Source organism: Pseudomonas sp. TH49, from assembly GCF_016650625.1.
Taxonomy (GTDB): domain Bacteria; phylum Pseudomonadota; class Gammaproteobacteria; order Pseudomonadales; family Pseudomonadaceae; genus Aquipseudomonas; species Aquipseudomonas fluorescens_H.
The window spans coordinates 1,121,303-1,139,884 of the sequence record NZ_JAEKFL010000001.1 but is presented as its reverse complement, the minus strand read 5'-3'; the positions used below and the strand labels follow the sequence as shown (position 1 = coordinate 1,139,884).

Below are 18,582 nucleotides of genomic sequence, written 5' to 3'. Positions count from 1 at the left end.
CAGCGAACCCCCACTTCGATAGTCGGGTTCAGGCGTTGAAACAGTGTGCCAGCCGATCAGCAAACTGGCTATCGGCGAACGACCAGATACAAGCCGACTGCCACCATGATGCCCGCCGGCCAATGCCCCAGTTCGTGCAACGGGCCGCCGGCGGCAAGGATCGTCCCGCCCGCCAGATGCGCGCAACCGAGCAGGCGCAGGAACCAGTCGTCCTTGCGTTTGTGCCACGGTGGCGGCGGGTCGTAGGCGTGCGGTTGCGACATGCGTTCGAGCAGGTCACGGGCCATGTTGGCCAGGTGCGGCAGCTGTTCGAACTGGCTCTGCACGTTGCCGATCAAGGCTTTCGGGCTGACGCGCTCGCGCATCCAGCGCTCGAGGAACGGCTGAGCGGTGTTCCACAGATCCAGATCCGGGTACAGCTGACGACCGAGGCCCTCGATGTTCAGCAGGGTCTTTTGCAGCAACACCAGTTGCGGCTGCACTTCCATGTTGAAGCGCCGCGCGGTCTGGAACAGGCGCATCAGCACCTGGCCAAATGAAATATCTTTTAACGGTTTTTCGAAGATCGGCTCGCACACGGTACGGATCGCCGCTTCGAATTCGTTGAGCTTGGTTTCCGCCGGCACCCAGCCCGAATCGATGTGCAACTGCGCCACGCGGCGATAGTCGCGCTTGAAGAAGGCGAACAGGTTGCGCGCCAGGTAGTCCTGGTCTTCCGGGGTCAGGCTGCCGACGATGCCGCAGTCGATCGCGATGTACTGCGGGCTCCACGGGTTGACGGTGCTGACGAAGATGTTGCCCGGGTGCATGTCGGCGTGGAAGAAACTGTCGCGGAACACCTGGGTGAAGAAGATCTCCACGCCGCGCTCGGCGAGCATTTTCATGTCGGTGCGCTGGTCGGCGAGGGTCGCCAGATCCGTCACCTGAATCCCGTAGATGCGCTCCATCACCAGCACTTTCGGCCGGCACCAGTCCCAATAGACTTGCGGCACGTAGAGCAGCGGCGAGCCTTCGAAGTTGCGCTTGAGCTGGCTGGCGTTGGCCGCCTCGCGCAGCAGGTCGAGTTCGTCGTAGATGGTTTTTTCGTAGTCCTGCACCACGTCCACCGGGTGCAGCAGGCGGGCGTCGGCGGAGACCTTTTCGGCGGCGCGGGCGAGGATGAACAGCCACGCCAGATCCTGAGCGATCACCGGTTTCAGGCCCGGGCGGATCACCTTGACCACCACTTCTTCACCGGTTTTCAGCTGCGCGGCATGCACTTGCGCCACCGAGGCCGAGGCCAGCGGTTCGACGTCGAAACGGCTGAACACTTCGCTGATTTTCTTGCCCAGCTGTTCTTCGATCAGCTTGATCGACAGCTGCGAATCGAACGGCGGCACGCGGTCCTGCAGCAGCATCAGCTCATCGGCGATGTCTTCCGGCAGCAGATCGCGGCGGGTCGAAAGAATCTGCCCGAACTTGATGAAGATCGGCCCCAGATCCTGCAGCGCCAGACGCAGACGCGCGCCACGGCTCAGCTCCAGCGGCTTGCGCGGCAACCAGCGCCACGGCAGCACGTAGCGCAGCGCCAGAAGAAACCAGGGCAGCGGCAGCTCGAACAGCAGGTCATCGAGGCGGTAGCGGATCACGACGCGCTGGATGCGCAACAGACGGCGGACGGCAAGCAGCTTCATGCGTTATCGCTTGGGTCGAGGGATCGGGAAAGGCGCTCGAAACGCGCCTCGAGACGTTCCAGATCAAGTTTGATCCGGTCCAGTTCGCTGAACCGCGCTTCGGCTTCGCGCTGCCCGACCAGGGTGCGCGATTCTTCGGCGAGGTATTCGGCGAGGTTCTGGTTGAGGCTGGCAAATCCTTGTTGATACCAGCGTGCGCGGCTGCGTAGGTGGCCACCTATCAGTTGCGTGGCGACCGGGCCGAGCCAGCGCGAGAGTTCGTACTCCCAGTCCAGCTTGAGGTCCTGCAGCACGCCGGCCAGCTCCAGCAGCACGCCGCTGTCACCGTCGAGCTCGACTTCCGGGGCGTGCAGCACCGCGGTCTTGTCTTTGCTCACGGCCAGTTTCACCAGGCTTGAAGCCGGGGCGCGCAGGGTGCAGTCGACGCCGGTTTCCCAGTGCGAGGCGAGCATCAGCCCCTCATCGCTGGGCAGAATGAACAGTTGCAGCGCCGGGCTGCGGCAATCGACGGCAATCACTTTGCCAGTCAGATGCGCCAGCCGAGGCAGCGCCGTGCTGTCGAGACGCAGCACCCGGTTGAGGCCGAGTTCGACGCTGGCGAGCAGCCCGGTGAGCAACATCAGGGCTTGATGCCGCGGTGCAGGGCGACGATGCCTGCGGTCATGTTGTGATAGGTCACGCGGTCGAAACCGGCGTCGACCATCATCGACTTCAGGGTTTCCTGATTCGGGTGCATGCGGATCGATTCGGCCAGGTAGCGATAGCTTTCCGAGTCATTGGTGATCAGCTTGCCCATCAGCGGCATGAAGGCGAACGAGTAAGCGTCGTAGGCCTTGGACATCAGCGCGTTGGTCGGCTTGGAGAACTCCAGCACCAGCAGGCGGCCGCCGGGCTTGAGCACGCGCAGCATCGAGCGCAGGGCGTCTTCCTTGTGCGTCACGTTGCGCAGGCCGAAGGCGATGGTCACGCAGTCGAAATGGTTGTCCGGGAACGGCAGCTTTTCCGCGTCCGCCTGAACGAATTCGACGTTGCCCGACACACCCAGATCCAGCAGGCGGTCACGGCCGACCTTGAGCATGGATTCGTTGATGTCGGCCAATACCACCTGACCGGTAGGGCCAACCAGGTGCGAGAATTTCTTGGTCAGGTCACCGGTGCCGCCGGCGATGTCGAGCACGCGGTTACCGCTGCGCACACCGGAAAGTTCGATCGCGAAACGCTTCCACAGACGGTGCATGCCGCCCGACAGAAGGTCGTTCATCAGGTCGTATTTCGCGGCTACGGAGTGGAACACCTCAGCGACTTTTTCCGCTTTCTGGCTTTCCGGAACGTTTTTGAAGCCGAAGTGAGTGGTGGGTTCGGCATCGCTGCCTTTGCGCTGATCAGTCATATCGCTGTCACCAAAAGAGAATGCGCGACATTCTAATCCCCAAGCCATGCTTTGTCTTGGAATGGCTAAAGGTAAGATGGGTAACCTTCGGGACGATTTGCCGCAGACGCGGTCAAGATTTACCGTCACCTATTCATCAAGCAGGAGTCATTCAATGGCCAAAATCAGTGTTGAGCGTGCCCACAGCCTGGGCAAGGAAGCCGCCCGCGAGAAGGCCGACAAGCTGGCGCAGAAACTCTCCGATCAATATGGCCTGGAGCCGCAGTGGTCGGGCGACACCCTGAACCTCAAGCGCTCGGGCGTGAAAGGCGCGGTGCATGTGGCTGACGATTCGATCCGCGTCGACGTGGAGCTGGGCATCATGATGTCGGCCATGAGCGGCATGATCAAAGCCGAGATCGAGAAGGCGCTGGACAAAGCGCTGGTCTGATTTCTGCCTGAAATGAAATTCTCCTGTGGGAGCGGGCTTGCTCGCGAATGCGGTGTACCAGTCGACATTTCTCGTGACTGGTGCACCGCATTCGCGAGCAAGCCCGCTCCCACATTTGTTTTGTGGTGCCCCTGTTGTTTATGTCAGTTGTTAGGGTGCCGTTTCTAATTTTTCTCCCTACTTTGTGCCTGAGCCCGACACCTTTGCGGGCAGTTCCTCAAACCTTCTGCGCGTGAGGTGCACCATGGCCAAAGTAATTCTGAAGAAAAAAATCGACGCTTCGACTTCTACCCTGAGCGACGTCAAATCCTATGCCCGCAAGATCTGGCTGGCAGGCCTGGGTGCCTACGCCAAGGTTGGCCAAGAGGGCAGCGACTACTTTCAGGAGTTGATCAAGGCTGGTCAAACTGTTGAAAAGAAAGGCAAAAAGGTTGTCACCGAAAAGCTCGAAGCCGCCAATGCCGAGATCGATGAAGCCAAGGGTGAAGTCAGCTCGTTCAAAGGTCGCGTCGAAGTTCAGCTCGACAAGGTCGAGAAGGCGTTCGACTCCCGCGTGGCAAGCGCCTTGAATCGTATCGGCATTCCGTCTAAACATGACGTTGAGACACTCTCTGCTAAGCTCGATGAGCTGACGGCATTGCTCGAACGCGTCGCGCGTAAATCTTAAGGAGAACGGGATGGCTGGTAAAAAGAACACCGATAAAGAAGGCAGCTCGTGGATTGGGAAAGTCGAAGACTACTCCCGCAAAATCTGGCTGGCTGGTTTAGGCGTGTACTCGAAGATCGACACTGACGGCAGCAAGCTCTTCGAGTCACTGGTCAAAGACGGCGAGAAAGCCGAGAAGCTCACCAAGTCTGCAGTCGGCAAGAAAGTCGATGCCGCCAAGGATTCCGCTTCTTCGGCCAAATCGCGCATCAGCGGCGTGAAAGATCGCGCACTGGGCAAGTGGGACGAGCTGGAAGGGGCTTTTGACAAGCGCCTGAACAGCGCCATTTCGCGCCTGGGTGTACCTAGCCGCAATGAAGTCAAAGCGCTGCACAGCAAAGTCGAAACCCTGACCAAGCAGATCGAGAAACTCACCGGTCTGAAAACCCAACCGGTCGCGGCGAAAACCGCAGCGGCCAAACCGGCAGCCAAAACGGCCGCCAAGCCACTGGCCAAAGCGACTGCGAAACCAGCCGCCAAGCCTGCGGCAAAAACCGCTGCCGCCAAGCCTGCCGCTAAAACGGCCGCTGCCAAACCAGCCGCCAAAGCCGCCGCGAAACCGGTTGCTGCCAAAGCTGCTGCGAAACCTGCCACCAAAGCCGCAGCCAAGCCAGCGGCGAAAACCGCAGCGGCCAAACCTGCTGCCAAGCCAGCGGCCAAACCGGCTGCGGCGAAAAAACCGGCAGTGAAAAAACCGGCCGCGCCGAAAGCCGCTGCGCCAAAACCGGCTGCTCCGGCAGCCAAGCCAGCTACCCCGGCAACCCCGGCCAGCGCGTCGAACTCCGCCGCTGCACCGACCCCGGTAGCGACCCCGACTGCTGCATTGACACCGTCGACGCCAAACAGTCAGTCCTGATTTTTCAGGGCAAAAAAAACGCCCGGCCTGTGAAGGTCGGGCGTTTTTGTTTGTCTTTTTAAAAGCTTACCCTCACCCCAGCCCTCTCCCCGAGGGAGAGGGGGCCGATTCGGGGATGCTTCAGCCTTACACCGACCTGAAAGTGTTGTATTGAATCCATAATCGACTGGATTTTTCAGGTCGCCGTATCGCGTAAGACAATAAGGTCAGTCCCCTCTCCCTCTGGGAGAGGGTTAGGGTGAGGGGCTCTTGATTTCATTCGTGATCTTCGAGGTATTGAAGGGCCATCCGCTCCGTCGCCACTTTCACCGGCGGCAGCAGATGCGGTGCCACCAGCATCATGATCTGGTACACCACCAGTTTGACCTCACCCTCGCGATCAAGAATCCGCTGATAGTCCAGCGAGAACAGCAGGGTCATGGTGATCTGCTCCACCAGTTGCCCCAACGCCTGGGTATCACTGACCAATTGCCCCGACGCCTTCAGGCGCGCCAGCAATGACGCGAGCGTGCGCTTGAGGGCGTTGAGCAGATTGCGGATGCCCTTGGCCAGTTTTGGCAGGCGCCCGGCGAGGTTCGACAGGTCCTGGAACAGAAACCGGTATTGCGCCAGGCGCTCGACGATCAAGTGCAGGAACAGCCAGTAATCCTCCGGCGCCAACTCGGCATCCGATGGAGGATCGAGCAACGGCGCCAGTTCATTCTGGAAACGTTCGAACAGGCCGAGAATCAGCGGCTCCTTGCCGTGGAAGTGGTAGTAGAGGTTGCCGGGGCTGATCCCCATCTCATTGGCAACTTCCATGGTGGAGACGTTCGGTTCGCCTTTCTCATTGAACAACTGCAGAGCACATTCGAGAATCCGGTCGCGGGTTTTCATCCAGTCTTCTTAGAAAAGTTCGGTTAAGCGTCAGCGCACATGCACGTAGGTGCCGGGTGCTGCCTCCATCGGTGGATAGTTCGGGTTGCCGAGGGTAAACGTGGTTTCGTGCTGCGTGCCGGAGCGCTGCTGAATCCATTCCAGCCACTGCGGCCACCAACTGCCGTCAACGCGTTTGGCGTCGTAATACCAGGCGCGCGGATCGCTGCTGAGCTTGCCGTTCTCGACGTAATTGGCTTTCGGGTTGCTGGGCGGGTTGAGGATGCTTTGCACGTGGCCGCTGTTGGACAGCACGAAGCGCCGTTCGCCACCGAGCAGCAACGTCGAGCGATACACCGCGTCCCATGGCGTGATGTGGTCGTTCATGCCGGCCACGCTGAAGCTGTCGACGGTGACTTTCTGCAGGTCGATCGGCGTGCCGCAGACTTCCAGGCCGCCCGGGTGGGTCAGCGGATTGTGTTTGAAGAAGTCCAGCAGGTCACCGTGGAACGCGGCGGGCAGGCGCGTGTTGTCGTTGTTCCAGTACAGAATGTCGAAGGCTGGCGGCTCCTTGCCGAGCAGGTAGTTGTTGACGAAGTAGCTCCAGATCAAATCGTTGGGCCGCATCCAGGCGAACACCTTGGCCATGTCGCGACCGTCGAGCACGCCTCTCTGATAGGAACGGCGCTTGGCAGCTTCGATGGTCTGTTCGTCGGCGAACAGGGTGGTCGGGGTTTCGATCTCGCTGTCGAGCAGGCTGACCAGATAGGTTGCACTGGAGATTCGCCGCAGCTGCCGTTTGGCCTGCAGATGCCCCTGCAGCGCGGCAATGGTCAGGCCACCGGCGCAGGCGCCCATCAGGTTGACCTCGCGCGCGCCGGTGATCGCCCGGCAGATGTTCATCGCTTCTTCCACCGCTTCGACGTAGGTCGAGAGGCCCCATTCCCGGTGGCGTACGTCCGGGTTGCGCCAACTGATCATGAAGGTCTGCAGGCCGTTTTTCAGCGCGTACTGGACAAAGCTGTTCTGCGGGCTGAGGTCGAAAATGTAGTACTTGTTGATTTGCGGCGGCACCACCAGCAACGGCTTGGCGTACTGTTTTTCGCTCATCGGCTTGTACTGGATCAGCTCCAGCAGTTCGTTGCGAAACACCACGGCACCGGGGGTGGTCGCGACGGTCTTGCCAACTTCGAAAGCCTGTTTGGTGACCTGGCGCGGCAGGCCGTCGTTGTGCAGCAGATCATCGAACAGATGACTCAGGCCGCGCACCAGACTCTGGCCGCCGGAATTGAACAGCTCCTTGACCGCCAGCGGATTGAGCAAGGTATTGGAGGGCGCCACGGCATCGTTGAGCAGGGTGAACGCGAAGTGCGCGCGGGCGCGGTCGTCCTCGCTCATGCTGCTTTCATCGATCCAGCTCTTGACCTGTTTCTGCCAGGCCAGATACGCCTGCAGGCTGCGCCGGTAGAACGGATTGAGGCTCCACGCCGGGTCGGCGAACCGCGCGTCCTGCGGGTTGGTCGGATGCAGGGTTTCACCGAGCAGCACGCGACCGAGTTGGCCGCCGAGTTTCAGCGCGTGTCTGGCACTGTGGATCGGGTTGCGCAGACCGTGGGCTGCGACACTGCGCAGCGTCGAGAGCAGGTCACGGCCACGCAGCCCGGTCATTGCACTTTGTGCATTGATGAACACGGCGGGACTGGGCACTACGCCCGTCGCAGGTTTGTCGCGCATGACTCAACACTCCTTCGTCTTCAGGTCAAAAACAAACTCACCGAACCAGAACACCATAGTCGCTGTTACGGGTTGCTGCCTGCGCGGCGTCCTGCCGCGCACGTTGTTCAAAACCCTGCATAAAGCCTGCCGCCGTGATTTATCCGCCCAGCGGCGAGGGTTGCGGATGCATGACCGCTCGCTGACGCTCCTCCTGGAGGAACTTCATGATGATCGGCGCCACCGCTTCGGCGCGGGTGATCAGGAACAGATGACCGTCGTCGATGATGTGCAACTGGGCGTTGGGAATCCGCCAGGCGAGCATGCGCATATTGATCAACGGGATCAGCGGGTCGTCGTCACCGGCCAGCACCAGGGTCGGCTGATGGATCTTGTGCAGCCAGTGAATGCTGGTCCAGCCGAGGCCGGCGAACAGTTGCCAGTAGTAACCGAGCTTGCCCGCCGAACGTACTTTCGCCGCATGGCTGGCAGCCAGCGTCGGGTCGCGACGGAATGAGCCGCCGTAGATCAACGGCGCAATGCGGATCACGTGGGACGGCTGGATGTAGCGTCGCGGGCTGGCCATCATCCACAGCACTTTCGGTTTGCCCGGCACCATGAAGGCACCGGCCGCGGTCGCCGCCAGCACCAGTTTCTTGCAGCGTTCCGGGTAGTCGTGGGCGAATTGCTGCGCCAGTGCACCACCCCAGGACACGCCGATCACATTGACCTGGCCGTAGTCGAGGTAGTCGAGCATCCGCGAAGTCAGCTTCGCCAACCCGGGAAAGCGATACGGCCGGTTCGGCGTCGACGAGCCGCCGACACCGGGCACGTCGAAGGCGATCACTTCGAGATCCGGGTCCAGCGCCGCGACAAACGGAAACACCAACTCCAGGTTGGCGCCGATGCCGTTGAAAATCAGCAAGGGCGTCAAATGAGGCTTGCCGGGGCGTACCGCGGTGCGGAGGGTCTGCCCATCCAGATCGACGGTACGGAAAATGAACGGTTGCGGCATGCTTCAGGCCCTGTGGGTCAATCTCAATATCACCTCCAATCCCTTGTGGGAGCGGGCATTGTGGCGAGGGGATTTATCCCCGATCGACTGCGAAGCAGTCGCATACCCTCAAACGCGGAGAATCATAGTTGCCGCGATTGCAGGTTTTGGGGCCGCTGCGCGACCCATCGGGGATGAATCCCCTCACCACAAGCCCGCTCCCACAGGGGGGTGAGGTGCGTCAGTTACCGCTCATGAACATAAGTGCCCGGCGAAGCCTCGCCTGCCGGATACGCCTTGTTGCCCAGTTTCAGTGGAGCCTTTTTCAGATTGCCCGAGCGCTCGGCCTGCCACGCCTGCCAGTACAGCCACCAGGAATCGGTGTGCTTGGTCGAGTTCTCTTGCCAGTCATCGGCATTGGCGGCCATGCCTTCGCTGGTCATGTAGCGCGATTTCGGGTTGCCCGGCGGGTTCAGGATGCTCTGGATGTGCCCGCTGCTCGACAGCACGAACTCGACCTTGCCGCCAAACAGTTGCGCCGACTTGTAGCAGGACTTCCACGGGGTGATGTGGTCGTTGGTGCCGGCCAGCGAGAAGATGTCAGCGGTGACCTGCTTGAGGTCGATCGGCGTGCCGCACACTTCCAGTGCATTGGGGCGAATCAGTGGGTTGTTTTTGAACATCTCGATCAGGTCGCCGTGGAACGCCGCCGGCAACCGGGTGGTGTCGTTGTTCCAGAACAGGATGTCGAACACCGGCGGCTCGTTGCCGAGCAGGTAATTGTTGACCCAGTAGTTCCAGATCAGATCGTTCGGGCGCATCCACGCGAAGACCTTGGCCATGTCCTTGCCTTCAAGCACACCGGCCTGATACGAGTGACGCTTGGCGGTCTCGAGGGTCTGCTCGTCGACGAACAGGGCGACGTCGCTGTCCAGCGTGGTATCGAGCACGCTGACCAGCAGGGTCAGGGCGTTGACCTTCTTCTCGCCGAGCGCGGCGTAGTGGCCGAGCAGGGCAGTGCAGGTGATGCCGCCGGAGCAGGCGCCGAGCATGTTGATGTCTTTGCTGCCGGTGATCGCCGTAACTACGTCGACCGCTTCCTTCAGCGCATCGATGTAGGTCGACAGGCCCCACTCGCGCTGGGCCTTGGTCGGGTTGCGCCAGCTGACGATGAAGGTCTGCACGTTATTGCGCAGGCAGAAGCGCGCCAGACTCTTGTCCGGGCTCAAATCGAAAACGTAGAACTTGTTGATCTGTGGCGGCACCACGAGCAACGGCCGCTCGTGGACCTGCTCGGTGATCGGCTTGTACTGGATCAGCTCCAGCACGTCGTTGCGAAACACCACCGCGCCTTCGGTCACGCCGAGGCTCTTGCCGACCTCGAACGCGCCCATGTTGACCTGGCTCGGCATGCCGCCGTTGTGTACCAGATCCTTGGCCAGATGCGAGAGACCGTCGAGCAGGCTTTTGCCGCCGGTCTCGAAGAAGCGTTTGACTGCCGCCGGGTTGGCTGCGGTGTTGGTCGGGGCCATGGCTTCGGTCATCAGGTTGATCACGAAGTGGCCGCGCGCGATGTCTTTGGGTGACAGGCTGCTGTCGTCGATCCAGGAATGGAGCTCCTTGCGCCACGCCAGGTAAGTTTGCAGATAACGTTTGTAGAGCGGGTTCTGACTCCACGCCGGATCAGCGAAGCGACGGTCATCGCTGGCCGGTTGCAGTTCGGATTTGCCGAACAGCACGTTCTTCAGTTCAAGACCGAAATGGGTCACGTGCTTGACGCTATGGATCGGTTGTTTGATGGCCTGGGTCAGCACCATTCGAGCAGAGGCCAGCAGATCCTTTCCGCGCAGCCCAACGACGGGATTAAGCCCCAGGGTGTTTTCCGAGGCTTGGTACTTCAGGTCATCGTTATTCTTGTTACTCATCTACGACGCTCCATTGTCCTGAGACGAGTACCCGGTTTCTGCTGTGCAGTTCCACAGCCAATGCCAGGTACTACTGCTCGGGTGACCGTTAATTCTGCATAGCTGCTTTACAGTCGTAGAGCACTGCAGGGAACTTGCCAGCTCCATTGGTTACCCGAGTTTAATTTTTTTCGCAAGCAGGCCGATCCTCGGCCACACAGCAGCGCATTCAAACAGATGAATTTAGAAAATGCCCTCTAAACAGCAAGAGCCTCGGACTAGAGCATCAGCTTGACGATCGACTGATCCGGATCGCGGGTTTTCCCGGCGGCTTTGAGCTCGGCCAGATAATCGTTCCAGAGGTCTTCCTGGCGCACGGCCAACTGGTACAGGTATTCCCAGGTGAACAAGCCGCTGTCGTGACCGTCGTCGAAGGTCAGTTTCAGTGCGTACTGACCGGCCCGTTCCAGGCCGCTGAGGCCGACATTGAGCTTGCCGAATTGCAGGATCGGTTTGCCGTGGCCCTGGACCTCGGCGGAAGGGGAGTGCACGCGCAGGAATTCGGCGGGCAGGGTGTACTCCTCGCCGGACGCGTATTTGAGCGTCAGGGTTTTCGAGGCTTTGTGCAGTTTGATGTCGGTGGGGATTGAGGTCATGGTCTGGCGTCCGTTGTGTGGGCGACCCTGATTCAAATGTGGGAGCGGGCTTGCTCGCGAATGCGGTGTGTCAGCCAACATTGCTGTCGACTGGCACGGCCTCTTCGCGAGCAAGCCCGCTCCCACAGGGTCCGCTACCGCTGTAAGTATGGCTTACAGGATATAACGGGACAGGTCTTCGTTCTGCGCCAATTCGCCCAGGTGGCTGTTGACGTACGCAGCGTCGATCAGGATCGGCTTGTCGTCATGCGCGCTGGCCAGATCGCCGGCGCTGAACGACACCTCCTCCAGCAAACGCTCGAGCAGCGTGTGCAGGCGACGGGCACCGATGTTCTCGGTCTTCTCGTTGACCTGCCAGGCGATCTCGGCCAGACGCTTGATGCCTTCCGGCTGGAACTGGATGTTCAGGCCTTCGGTTTTCAGCAGTGCGCAGTATTGCTCGGTGAGCGAAGCGTGCGGCTCGCTGAGGATGCGTTCGAAGTCTTCCGGGCTCAGGGCCTTGAGTTCGACGCGGATCGGCAGACGGCCTTGCAGCTCGGGCACCAGATCGCTCGGCTTGCTCAGGTGGAACGCACCGGAAGCGATGAACAGGATGTGGTCGGTCTTGACCATGCCCAGCTTGGTGTTGACGGTGCAGCCCTCGATCAGCGGCAGCAGGTCGCGCTGTACGCCTTCACGGGACACATCGGCGCCGCCGACATTGCCGCGCTTGGCGACCTTGTCGATTTCGTCGATGAACACGATGCCGTGCTGCTCGACCGCTTCCAGCGCCTTGGCCTTCAACTCTTCTTCGTTGACCAGACGCCCGGCCTCTTCGTCGCGCACCAGTTTCAGCGCTTCCTTGACCTTGAGCTTGCGAGCTTTCTTCTTACCCTTGCCCATGTTGGCGAACAGGGACTGCAACTGGTTGGTCATTTCTTCCATGCCAGGCGGCGTGGCGATCTCGATGCCGGCCATTTCGGCGACTTCGATTTCGATTTCCTTGTCGTCCAGCTGCCCTTCGCGCAGGCGCTTGCGGAACAGTTGGCGCGTGTTGGAATCCTGAGCCGGCTCCTCGTTGCTGAAGCCCATGCGTGCCGGTGGCAGCAGCGCGTCGAGGATGCGGTCCTCGGCAGCGTCTTCGGCGCGGTGGCGTACGCGGGTCATTTCCTGCTCGCGGAGCATCTTGATCGCAGCGTCGGCCAGATCACGGATGATCGATTCAACGTCACGGCCGACGTAGCCGACCTCGGTGAATTTGGTCGCTTCGACCTTGATGAACGGCGCGTTGGCCAGTTTCGCCAGGCGACGGGCGATCTCGGTTTTACCGACACCGGTCGGGCCGATCATCAGAATGTTCTTCGGGGTCACTTCAACGCGCAGCTCTTCAGGCAGCTGCATGCGGCGCCAGCGGTTGCGCAGGGCAATCGCGACGGCGCGCTTGGCATCGTCCTGGCCGATGATATGGCGGTTGAGTTCGTGGACGATTTCGCGGGGAGTCATGGACATAGTAATTGGCGGTCCTCAAGCAGAAAAAGGCCGTGGCACAGGGGCCGTATCAGGCTTCTTCAGCGAGATCCTGCTCCTCAATGGTCTGAGTGTGGTTGGTGAATACGCAGATGTCGGCAGCGATGCCCAGTGCGGTTTCGACGATTTCACGGGCCGACAGGTCGGTCTTTTTCAACAGTGCGCTGGCTGCAGCCTGTGCATAGCCACCGCCGGAACCCATGGCGATCAGGCCATTCTCGGGTTCGACCACGTCACCGTTGCCGGTGATGATCAGGGACGCGTCCTTGTTGGCGACCGCGAGCATGGCTTCGAGGCGGCTCAGGGAGCGGTCGGTGCGCCATTCTTTGGCGAGTTCGACAGCGGCGCGGATCAGGTGGCCCTGATGTTTCTCGAGCTGGCCTTCGAAACGTTCGAACAGGGTGAAGGCGTCGGCGGTGGCACCGGCGAAACCGGCGATGACCTGGCCGTGGTACAGGCGGCGAACTTTTTTCGCGTTGCCTTTCATCACGGTGTTGCCGAGAGAAACCTGGCCGTCGCCGCCCATGACGACTTTGCCGTGGCGGCGGACTGAAACGATGGTGGTCAAGGGAAGAGTCTCCACGCAGCGGGGCGAAAATGCCTTATGCCCATTCATATGGGGGTGCTGGAGAGGATTTCAACCATAGCGCGGGTGAGGGGACGAGCGGTGTCGTGGGAGAGTGAAAAACTCTGTGGCGAGGGAGCTTGTCGAATCGTCGCACCGTCCCGCTCGGCTGCGCAGCAGTCGCAAAATCTACAATCCCGGACTGTCTGATGCACCGGATTTACAGGCTTTGGGGGCGCTTCGCACCCCAGCGGGAGCTAGCTCCCTCGCCACAAAGTCCGCCGAACGATTTACGTTCGGCGAGAGGTCAGCGGCTCTGGCGTTGTTGTAACAACAGGTTGCTGAAGCCGCTGCCCGCCAGTTGTTTCTGCGCAGTCGTCAGCTGTTCGCGGTTGCTGAACGGGCCGACCAATACGCGGTACCAGGTCTCATCCTTCACCGTGCCCGACTCAACCGAAACAGCCTGGCCGAGCAGAATGATCTGCGCCCGTACCTTGTCCGCGTCCGCCTCTTTGCGGAACGAACCGGCCTGGAGGAAGAACTTGGTCACCGGCGCCGCTTTCGCCACCGGTGGCGCTGGCGGCGGGGTAATGCCCGACAGCGCAGCCTGCGCCCGCGCGGTATCGATCTTCGCCGCTTCCGCCGGGGTAACCGGCGTGGTCGGCACTTGTGGTGTCGGCAGGGTTTTCTCCGGCACGGCATCCGGCGGCACGATCACTTCCGATTCCGGCAGCAGGGTGTAGAAGTCGTACTTCGGCTTCACCGGTTGTGTCGGGCTCGGCGGGGTCTTGTTGGCCTCGGCGATTTTCGTGGCTTTCTGCTGTTGCGCTTGCTCGATCTTCTCGCGCTTGACCGTGTCGCTGCCCTTGCCCGGCTCCAGTTTCATCAGGAACACGATGAACGCACCGACCGTCAGGCCGATGGCCATCCACAGCCAGCCCGGAATCGGTTGCTTTGCAGGAGCTTGGTAACGGCTGGCGCCACGCTTGGGTGCAGGTTTTTTCTTGGCAGCCAACTTACATGCGCTCCAGAGTTTCCAGGCCCAACAGTTCCAGGCCTTGCTTGAGAGTACGACCGGTCAGCGCGGCCAGACGCAGACGACTCTGCATCCGGGCCGGCGTTTCGGCGGCGAGGATCGGGCAGTTCTCGTAGAAGCTGGAGAACAGACCGGCGACGTCATACAGGTAGGTGCAGAGGATGTGCGGGGTGCCTTTTTCCGCGACGTTGTTCAGCACTTCGCCGAACTGCGCCAGTTTCGCCGCCAGCTCTTGTTCGTGCGCCGCTTCGAGGACGATCTGGCCATCGACTTGGCTGAAGTCCTTGCCCAGTTTGCGGAACACACCGGCCACACGGGTGTAGGCGTACAGCAGGTACGGCGCGGTGTTGCCTTCGAAGTTGAGCATCAGGTCGAAGTTGAAGCTGTAGTCGCTGGTGCGGTGCTTGGACAGGTCGGCGTATTTCACCGCACCGATGCCGACAACCTTGGCGATGTTGCGCAGTTCGTCTTCGGCCAGTGTCGGGTTCTTCTCTTTGACCAGGTTGTAGGCGCGTTCCTGTGCTTCGGTCAGCAGGTCGATGAGCTTCACGGTGCCGCCATCACGGGTCTTGAACGGACGGCCGTCGGCGCCGTTCATGGTGCCGAAGCCCATGTGTTCCATTTCCATCGGATGGGTCACGAAACCGGCCTTGCGCGCCACGGCAAACACTTGCTGGAAGTGCAGGGCCTGACGCTGGTCGACGAAGTACAGCGCGCGATCGGCCTTGAGCTTGCCACTGCGGTAGCGCACGGCTGCCAGGTCAGTGGTGGCGTACAGGTAACCGCCGTCAGCCTTGACGATGATCACCGGCAGCGGGTCGCCGTCGGCATTTTTGAACTCGTCGAGGAACACGCACTGGGCGCCGTTGCTCTCGACCAGCATGCCGGCGGCTTTCAGGTCGTTGACCACGTTGATCAGGTCGTCGTTGTAGGCGCTTTCGCCCATCACGTCGGCCATGGTCAGTTTGACGTTGAGCAGTTCGTAGATCTTCTGGCAGTGCGACAGCGAGATGTCCTTGAACCGGGTCCACAGCGCCAGGCATTCGGCATCGCCGGCCTGCAGCTTGACCACCAGGCCACGGGCGCGGTCGGCGAATTCTTCGGATTCGTCGAAACGCTGCTTGGCGGCGCGGTAGAAGTTTTCCAGATCGGACAGTTCATCGCTGGTGATCGGGTTTTCCTGCAGGTAAGCCATCAGCATGCCGAACTGGGTGCCCCAATCGCCAACGTGGTTCTGGCGGATCACTTCGTCGCCGAGGAACTCGAGAACACGGGCCACGCCGTCGCCGATGATGGTCGAGCGCAAGTGGCCGACGTGCATCTCTTTGGCCAGGTTCGGTGCCGACAGGTCGACCACGGTGCGCTGTGCCGGACCGGCCTTGCGCACGCCAACGTGAGCGTCAGCCAGCGCGGCGTCGAGGCGCGAGGCGAGGGCCTGGGTGTTCTGGAAGAAATTGATGAAGCCTGGGCCGGCGATTTCGGCCTTGGTGACGTTTTCGTCGGCCGGCAGCGCGGCGATGATTTTTTCCGCCAGATCGCGCGGCTTCATGCCCGCCGGCTTGGCCAGCATCATGGCGATGTTGCTGGCGAAGTCGCCGTGGGTCTTGTCACGGGCGTTCTCCACCTGAATCGCCGGCGACAGGCCTTCAGGCAACACACCTTCGTTGACGAGTTGGGTGAGGGCTTGTTGGATCAGCTGGCGAATGGTGTCTTTCATGGTCTTCTCTTTCGACCGCAAGCGCGGCGGCGCATCGATGCGCGGGTGGAAAAACTGGGCATTATCCGTTGCGAAGACGGGCTTGCCAACCTTAGCAGGCAGCTTATGGATATGTGGTGACAATTCGGGCCTATTCGCGAGCAAGCCCGCTCCCACAGGGGATCGGTGTCAGACACATAATCTGTGAACGCCGCAGATCCAATGTGGGAGCGGGCTTGCTCGCGAAGGCGATTTTCAGATCAATACAGATCTACAGGATCGACATCCAGCGACCAGCGCACCGCCCGCCCGCTCGGCATCTGCTCTAATTCCAGCAACCAACTGCTGAGCAACCGATGCAGCGGCGCCCGCGCTGTAGCCTGCAACAATAGCTGCGCCCGATAGCGCCCGGCACGCCGCTCCATCGGTGCCGGCACCGGCCCGAGCAGTTCGATGCCGGTCAGATTCTGCTCGACCAGCAAGCGCTCGGCCGCGCTGCACGCCTCGTCGAGAAAGCCCTCGGCCTGCCCCGGCTTGTGCGCTTCGGCGCGCAACAGCGCCAGATGCGCAAACGGCGGCAGTCCGGCGGCGCGGCGCTCGCTCAAGGCTTGCTCGGCAAAGGCGAAGTAGCCCTGCTCGGTCAGTTGCACCAATAAAGGATGGTCGGCCAGGTGCGTCTGGATGATCACCTTGCCCGGCTCCTCAGCCCGCCCGGCGCGCCCGGCGACCTGCACAATCAATTGCGCCATGCGCTCGCTGGCGCGGAAGTCGCCGGAGAACAGTCCGCCGTCGGCATCCAGAATCGACACCAGCGTGACCCTTGGGAAGTGGTGTCCCTTGGCCAACATCTGCGTGCCGACCAGAATGCACGGCTGGCCTTTCTGAATCGTCGCGAACAGTTGATTCATCGCGTCCTTGCGCGAAGTGCTGTCGCGGTCGACGCGCAGCACCGGGTAGTCCGGGAACAGAATCGCCAACCGCTCCTCCGCACGCTCGGTGCCGGCGCCCACCGGCCGCAGATCGACCTTGTTGCACTTGGGGCACTGGCGCGGCGTGCGTTCGACATAGCCGCAGTGGTGGCAGCGCAGCTCGCCATAGCGCTGGTGCACGGTCATCCGCGCATCGCAGCGCGAACACTCGGACATCCAGCCGCAATCGTGGCACAGCAGCGTCGGCGCAAAGCCGCGGCGGTTGAGGAACACCAGCACCTGCTGGCCGGCGGCGAGGGTCTGGCCAATAGCTTGCTGCATCGGCCCGGAAATGCCGCTGTCCAGCGGACGGCTTTTTACGTCCAGCCGCAGGAAGCGTGGCTGCTTGGCGCCGCCGGCCCGCTCGTTGAGGCGCAGCAGGCCATAACGACCGGTGTAAGCGTTGTGCAGGCTTTCCAGCGAAGGCGTGGCCGAACCGAGGACGATCGGGATGTTTTCCTGCCGCGCGCGCACCAGCGCCAGATCCCGGGCGTGGTAGCGCAAACCTTCCTGCTGTTTATAAGAGCCGTCGTGCTCTTCGTCGATGATGATCAGTCCCGGATTTTTCATCGGGGTGAACAGCGCCGAGCGGGTGCCGATAATAATGTCGGCCTCGCCGTCGCGGGCGGCGAGCCAGGCGTCGAGGCGCTCACGGTCGTTGACCGCCGAGTGCAGCAGGGCGATGCGTGCGTTGAAGCGCTGCTCGAAACGCGCCAGAGTCTGCGGGCCGAGGTTGATCTCGGGAATCAGCACCAGTGCCTGCTTGCCGGCTTCGAGGGTTTCGCGGATCAGCTGTAAATAGACTTCGGTCTTGCCGCTGCCGGTGACCCCGGCCAGCAGAAAGGCGTGATAACTGTCGAACCCGGCGCGGATCGCTTCGTAAGCGGCGCGTTGTTCGGTGTTCAGCGGCAACTCCGGCTGGGCCAGCCAGTGTTCATGGCGCACGCCGGGGGCGTGGCGCCGGATCTCCACTTGCACCAGGCCCTTGGCCAGCAGCAGGTCGAGGCTGTCCTTGCTCAGCATCAGTTTGCTCAACAACTGATGGGCGACGCCGTGCGGGTGCTGGGCCAGTGTTGCCAGGGCTTCACGCTGGCGCGGGGCGCGGGCGATGCGTGGATCATCGAGGCTGGCGCCGGGGGCGACCGACCAGAAGCGTTCCTGACGGGCCTCGGCCAGTTCGCCCTGACGCAGCAGGACCGGCAGCGCCCAGCTCAAGGTATCGCCGAGGCTGTGCTGGTAATACTGGGAGGTCCACAGGCACAGCTTGAACAATGCGGGAGGCAGCGGCGGGGTGGCATCGAGCAGGGCCAGCGCCGGTTTGAGCTTTTCTGCCGGCACTTCGCTGGTGTCGGTGATCTCGACCAGAATCCCGATCATCTCCCTGCGCCCGAACGGCACCCGCAGGCGCATGCCCGGCTGCAACTGGGCGCGCAGCACACCGGCCGGTGCCCGATAGTCGAACAGGCGGCGCAGGGGCGAAGGCAGGGCGAGGCGCAGAATGGCGTCGGGCACGCGGGGGGTCTCTATCAACACGAAAGAAGGGCGAGCGCAGATCAATTGTGGGAGCGGGCTTGCTCGCGAATGCGCTGTGTCAGGCACCTTGATGTTGGCTGACACAGCGCATTCGCGAGCAA

16 protein-coding genes are annotated in these 18,582 nt (G+C 61.4%); 3 read left to right on the top strand and 13 right to left on the bottom strand.

The genetic code is table 11. The features are described from left to right. Positions 1-68: 68 nt before the first annotated feature. Genes ubiB through ubiE form a run of 3 tightly spaced genes read right to left on the bottom strand, consistent with a single transcriptional unit; the run spans position 69 to position 3,063 of the window. Positions 69-1,673, bottom strand: coding sequence for a ubiquinone biosynthesis regulatory protein kinase UbiB (gene ubiB / locus JFU48_RS05180; protein ID WP_201136007.1), 1,605 nt, complete (start codon positions 1,671-1,673; stop codon positions 69-71). After that, complete coding sequence (locus JFU48_RS05175) at positions 1,670-2,293, bottom strand: ubiquinone biosynthesis accessory factor UbiJ (protein WP_201136006.1); 624 nt, start codon at positions 2,291-2,293, stop codon at positions 1,670-1,672. The genes ubiB and JFU48_RS05175 overlap by 4 nt, the downstream gene beginning before the upstream one ends. Beyond that, the gene (gene ubiE, locus JFU48_RS05170; RefSeq protein WP_003220857.1) at positions 2,293-3,063 is read right to left on the bottom strand and encodes a bifunctional demethylmenaquinone methyltransferase/2-methoxy-6-polyprenyl-1,4-benzoquinol methylase UbiE; all 771 of its coding nucleotides are present in this window, start codon (positions 3,061-3,063) and stop codon (positions 2,293-2,295) included. The genes JFU48_RS05175 and ubiE overlap by 1 nt, the downstream gene beginning before the upstream one ends. A gap of 154 nt (positions 3,064-3,217) precedes the next feature. Between ubiE and JFU48_RS05165 the strand changes: the two genes are divergently transcribed. The 3 genes from JFU48_RS05165 (at position 3,218) to JFU48_RS05155 (ending at position 5,055) form a co-directional block, all read left to right on the top strand. Beyond that, positions 3,218-3,493, top strand: a complete 276-nt coding sequence (locus tag JFU48_RS05165; protein WP_003220859.1) for a polyhydroxyalkanoic acid system family protein — start codon at positions 3,218-3,220, stop codon at positions 3,491-3,493. A gap of 244 nt (positions 3,494-3,737) precedes the next feature. Further along, positions 3,738-4,160 (top strand): phasin family protein, encoded by a 423-nt coding sequence (locus JFU48_RS05160; RefSeq protein ID WP_003220861.1) that lies wholly within the window; start codon positions 3,738-3,740, stop codon positions 4,158-4,160. 10 nt (positions 4,161-4,170) lie between these two features. Beyond that, a complete protein-coding gene (locus tag JFU48_RS05155; protein WP_201136005.1) occupies positions 4,171-5,055 on the top strand; it encodes a phasin family protein in 885 nt (294 codons plus the stop codon). A 255-nt stretch (positions 5,056-5,310) separates the two neighbouring features. Here JFU48_RS05155 and JFU48_RS05150 read toward each other — a convergent pair whose 3' ends face one another. The 10 genes from JFU48_RS05150 to JFU48_RS05105 form a co-directional block, all read right to left on the bottom strand. Then, positions 5,311-5,931 carry a TetR/AcrR family transcriptional regulator gene (locus tag JFU48_RS05150; protein ID WP_103520650.1) on the bottom strand — a complete coding sequence of 207 codons (621 nt, stop codon included), beginning with the start codon at positions 5,929-5,931 and terminating at the stop codon, positions 5,311-5,313. A 30-nt stretch (positions 5,932-5,961) separates the two neighbouring features. Beyond that, positions 5,962-7,644: a class II poly(R)-hydroxyalkanoic acid synthase gene (gene phaC, locus JFU48_RS05145; RefSeq protein WP_103520651.1), complete on the bottom strand. Its 1,683-nt coding sequence runs from the start codon at positions 7,642-7,644 to the stop codon at positions 5,962-5,964. Positions 7,645-7,783: 139 nt separating this feature from the next. Further along, positions 7,784-8,638, bottom strand: a complete 855-nt coding sequence (gene phaZ, locus JFU48_RS05140; RefSeq protein ID WP_003220867.1) for a poly(3-hydroxyalkanoate) depolymerase — start codon at positions 8,636-8,638, stop codon at positions 7,784-7,786. Positions 8,639-8,862: 224 nt separating this feature from the next. Continuing rightward, the gene (phaC, locus tag JFU48_RS05135; RefSeq protein WP_201136004.1) at positions 8,863-10,542 is read right to left on the bottom strand and encodes a class II poly(R)-hydroxyalkanoic acid synthase; all 1,680 of its coding nucleotides are present in this window, start codon (positions 10,540-10,542) and stop codon (positions 8,863-8,865) included. Between the two features lie 257 nt (positions 10,543-10,799). Beyond that, positions 10,800-11,177, bottom strand: coding sequence for a gamma-butyrobetaine hydroxylase-like domain-containing protein (locus JFU48_RS05130; protein ID WP_201136003.1), 378 nt, complete (start codon positions 11,175-11,177; stop codon positions 10,800-10,802). Positions 11,178-11,330: 153 nt separating this feature from the next. Then, positions 11,331-12,665 carry an ATP-dependent protease ATPase subunit HslU gene (gene hslU / locus JFU48_RS05125; RefSeq protein WP_003220872.1) on the bottom strand — a complete coding sequence of 445 codons (1,335 nt, stop codon included), beginning with the start codon at positions 12,663-12,665 and terminating at the stop codon, positions 11,331-11,333. Between the two features lie 49 nt (positions 12,666-12,714). After that, a complete protein-coding gene (gene hslV, locus JFU48_RS05120; RefSeq protein ID WP_003220875.1) occupies positions 12,715-13,251 on the bottom strand; it encodes an ATP-dependent protease subunit HslV in 537 nt (178 codons plus the stop codon). Between the two features lie 304 nt (positions 13,252-13,555). Continuing rightward, complete coding sequence (locus JFU48_RS05115; protein WP_003220877.1) at positions 13,556-14,263, bottom strand: SPOR domain-containing protein; 708 nt, start codon at positions 14,261-14,263, stop codon at positions 13,556-13,558. A gap of 1 nt (position 14,264) precedes the next feature. After that, positions 14,265-16,001, bottom strand: coding sequence for an arginine--tRNA ligase (gene argS / locus JFU48_RS05110; protein WP_103486232.1), 1,737 nt, complete (start codon positions 15,999-16,001; stop codon positions 14,265-14,267). Positions 16,002-16,240: 239 nt separating this feature from the next. After that, positions 16,241-18,460, bottom strand: a complete 2,220-nt coding sequence (locus JFU48_RS05105) for a primosomal protein N' (RefSeq protein ID WP_103485593.1) — start codon at positions 18,458-18,460, stop codon at positions 16,241-16,243. Between the last annotated feature and the right edge of the window lie 122 nt (positions 18,461-18,582).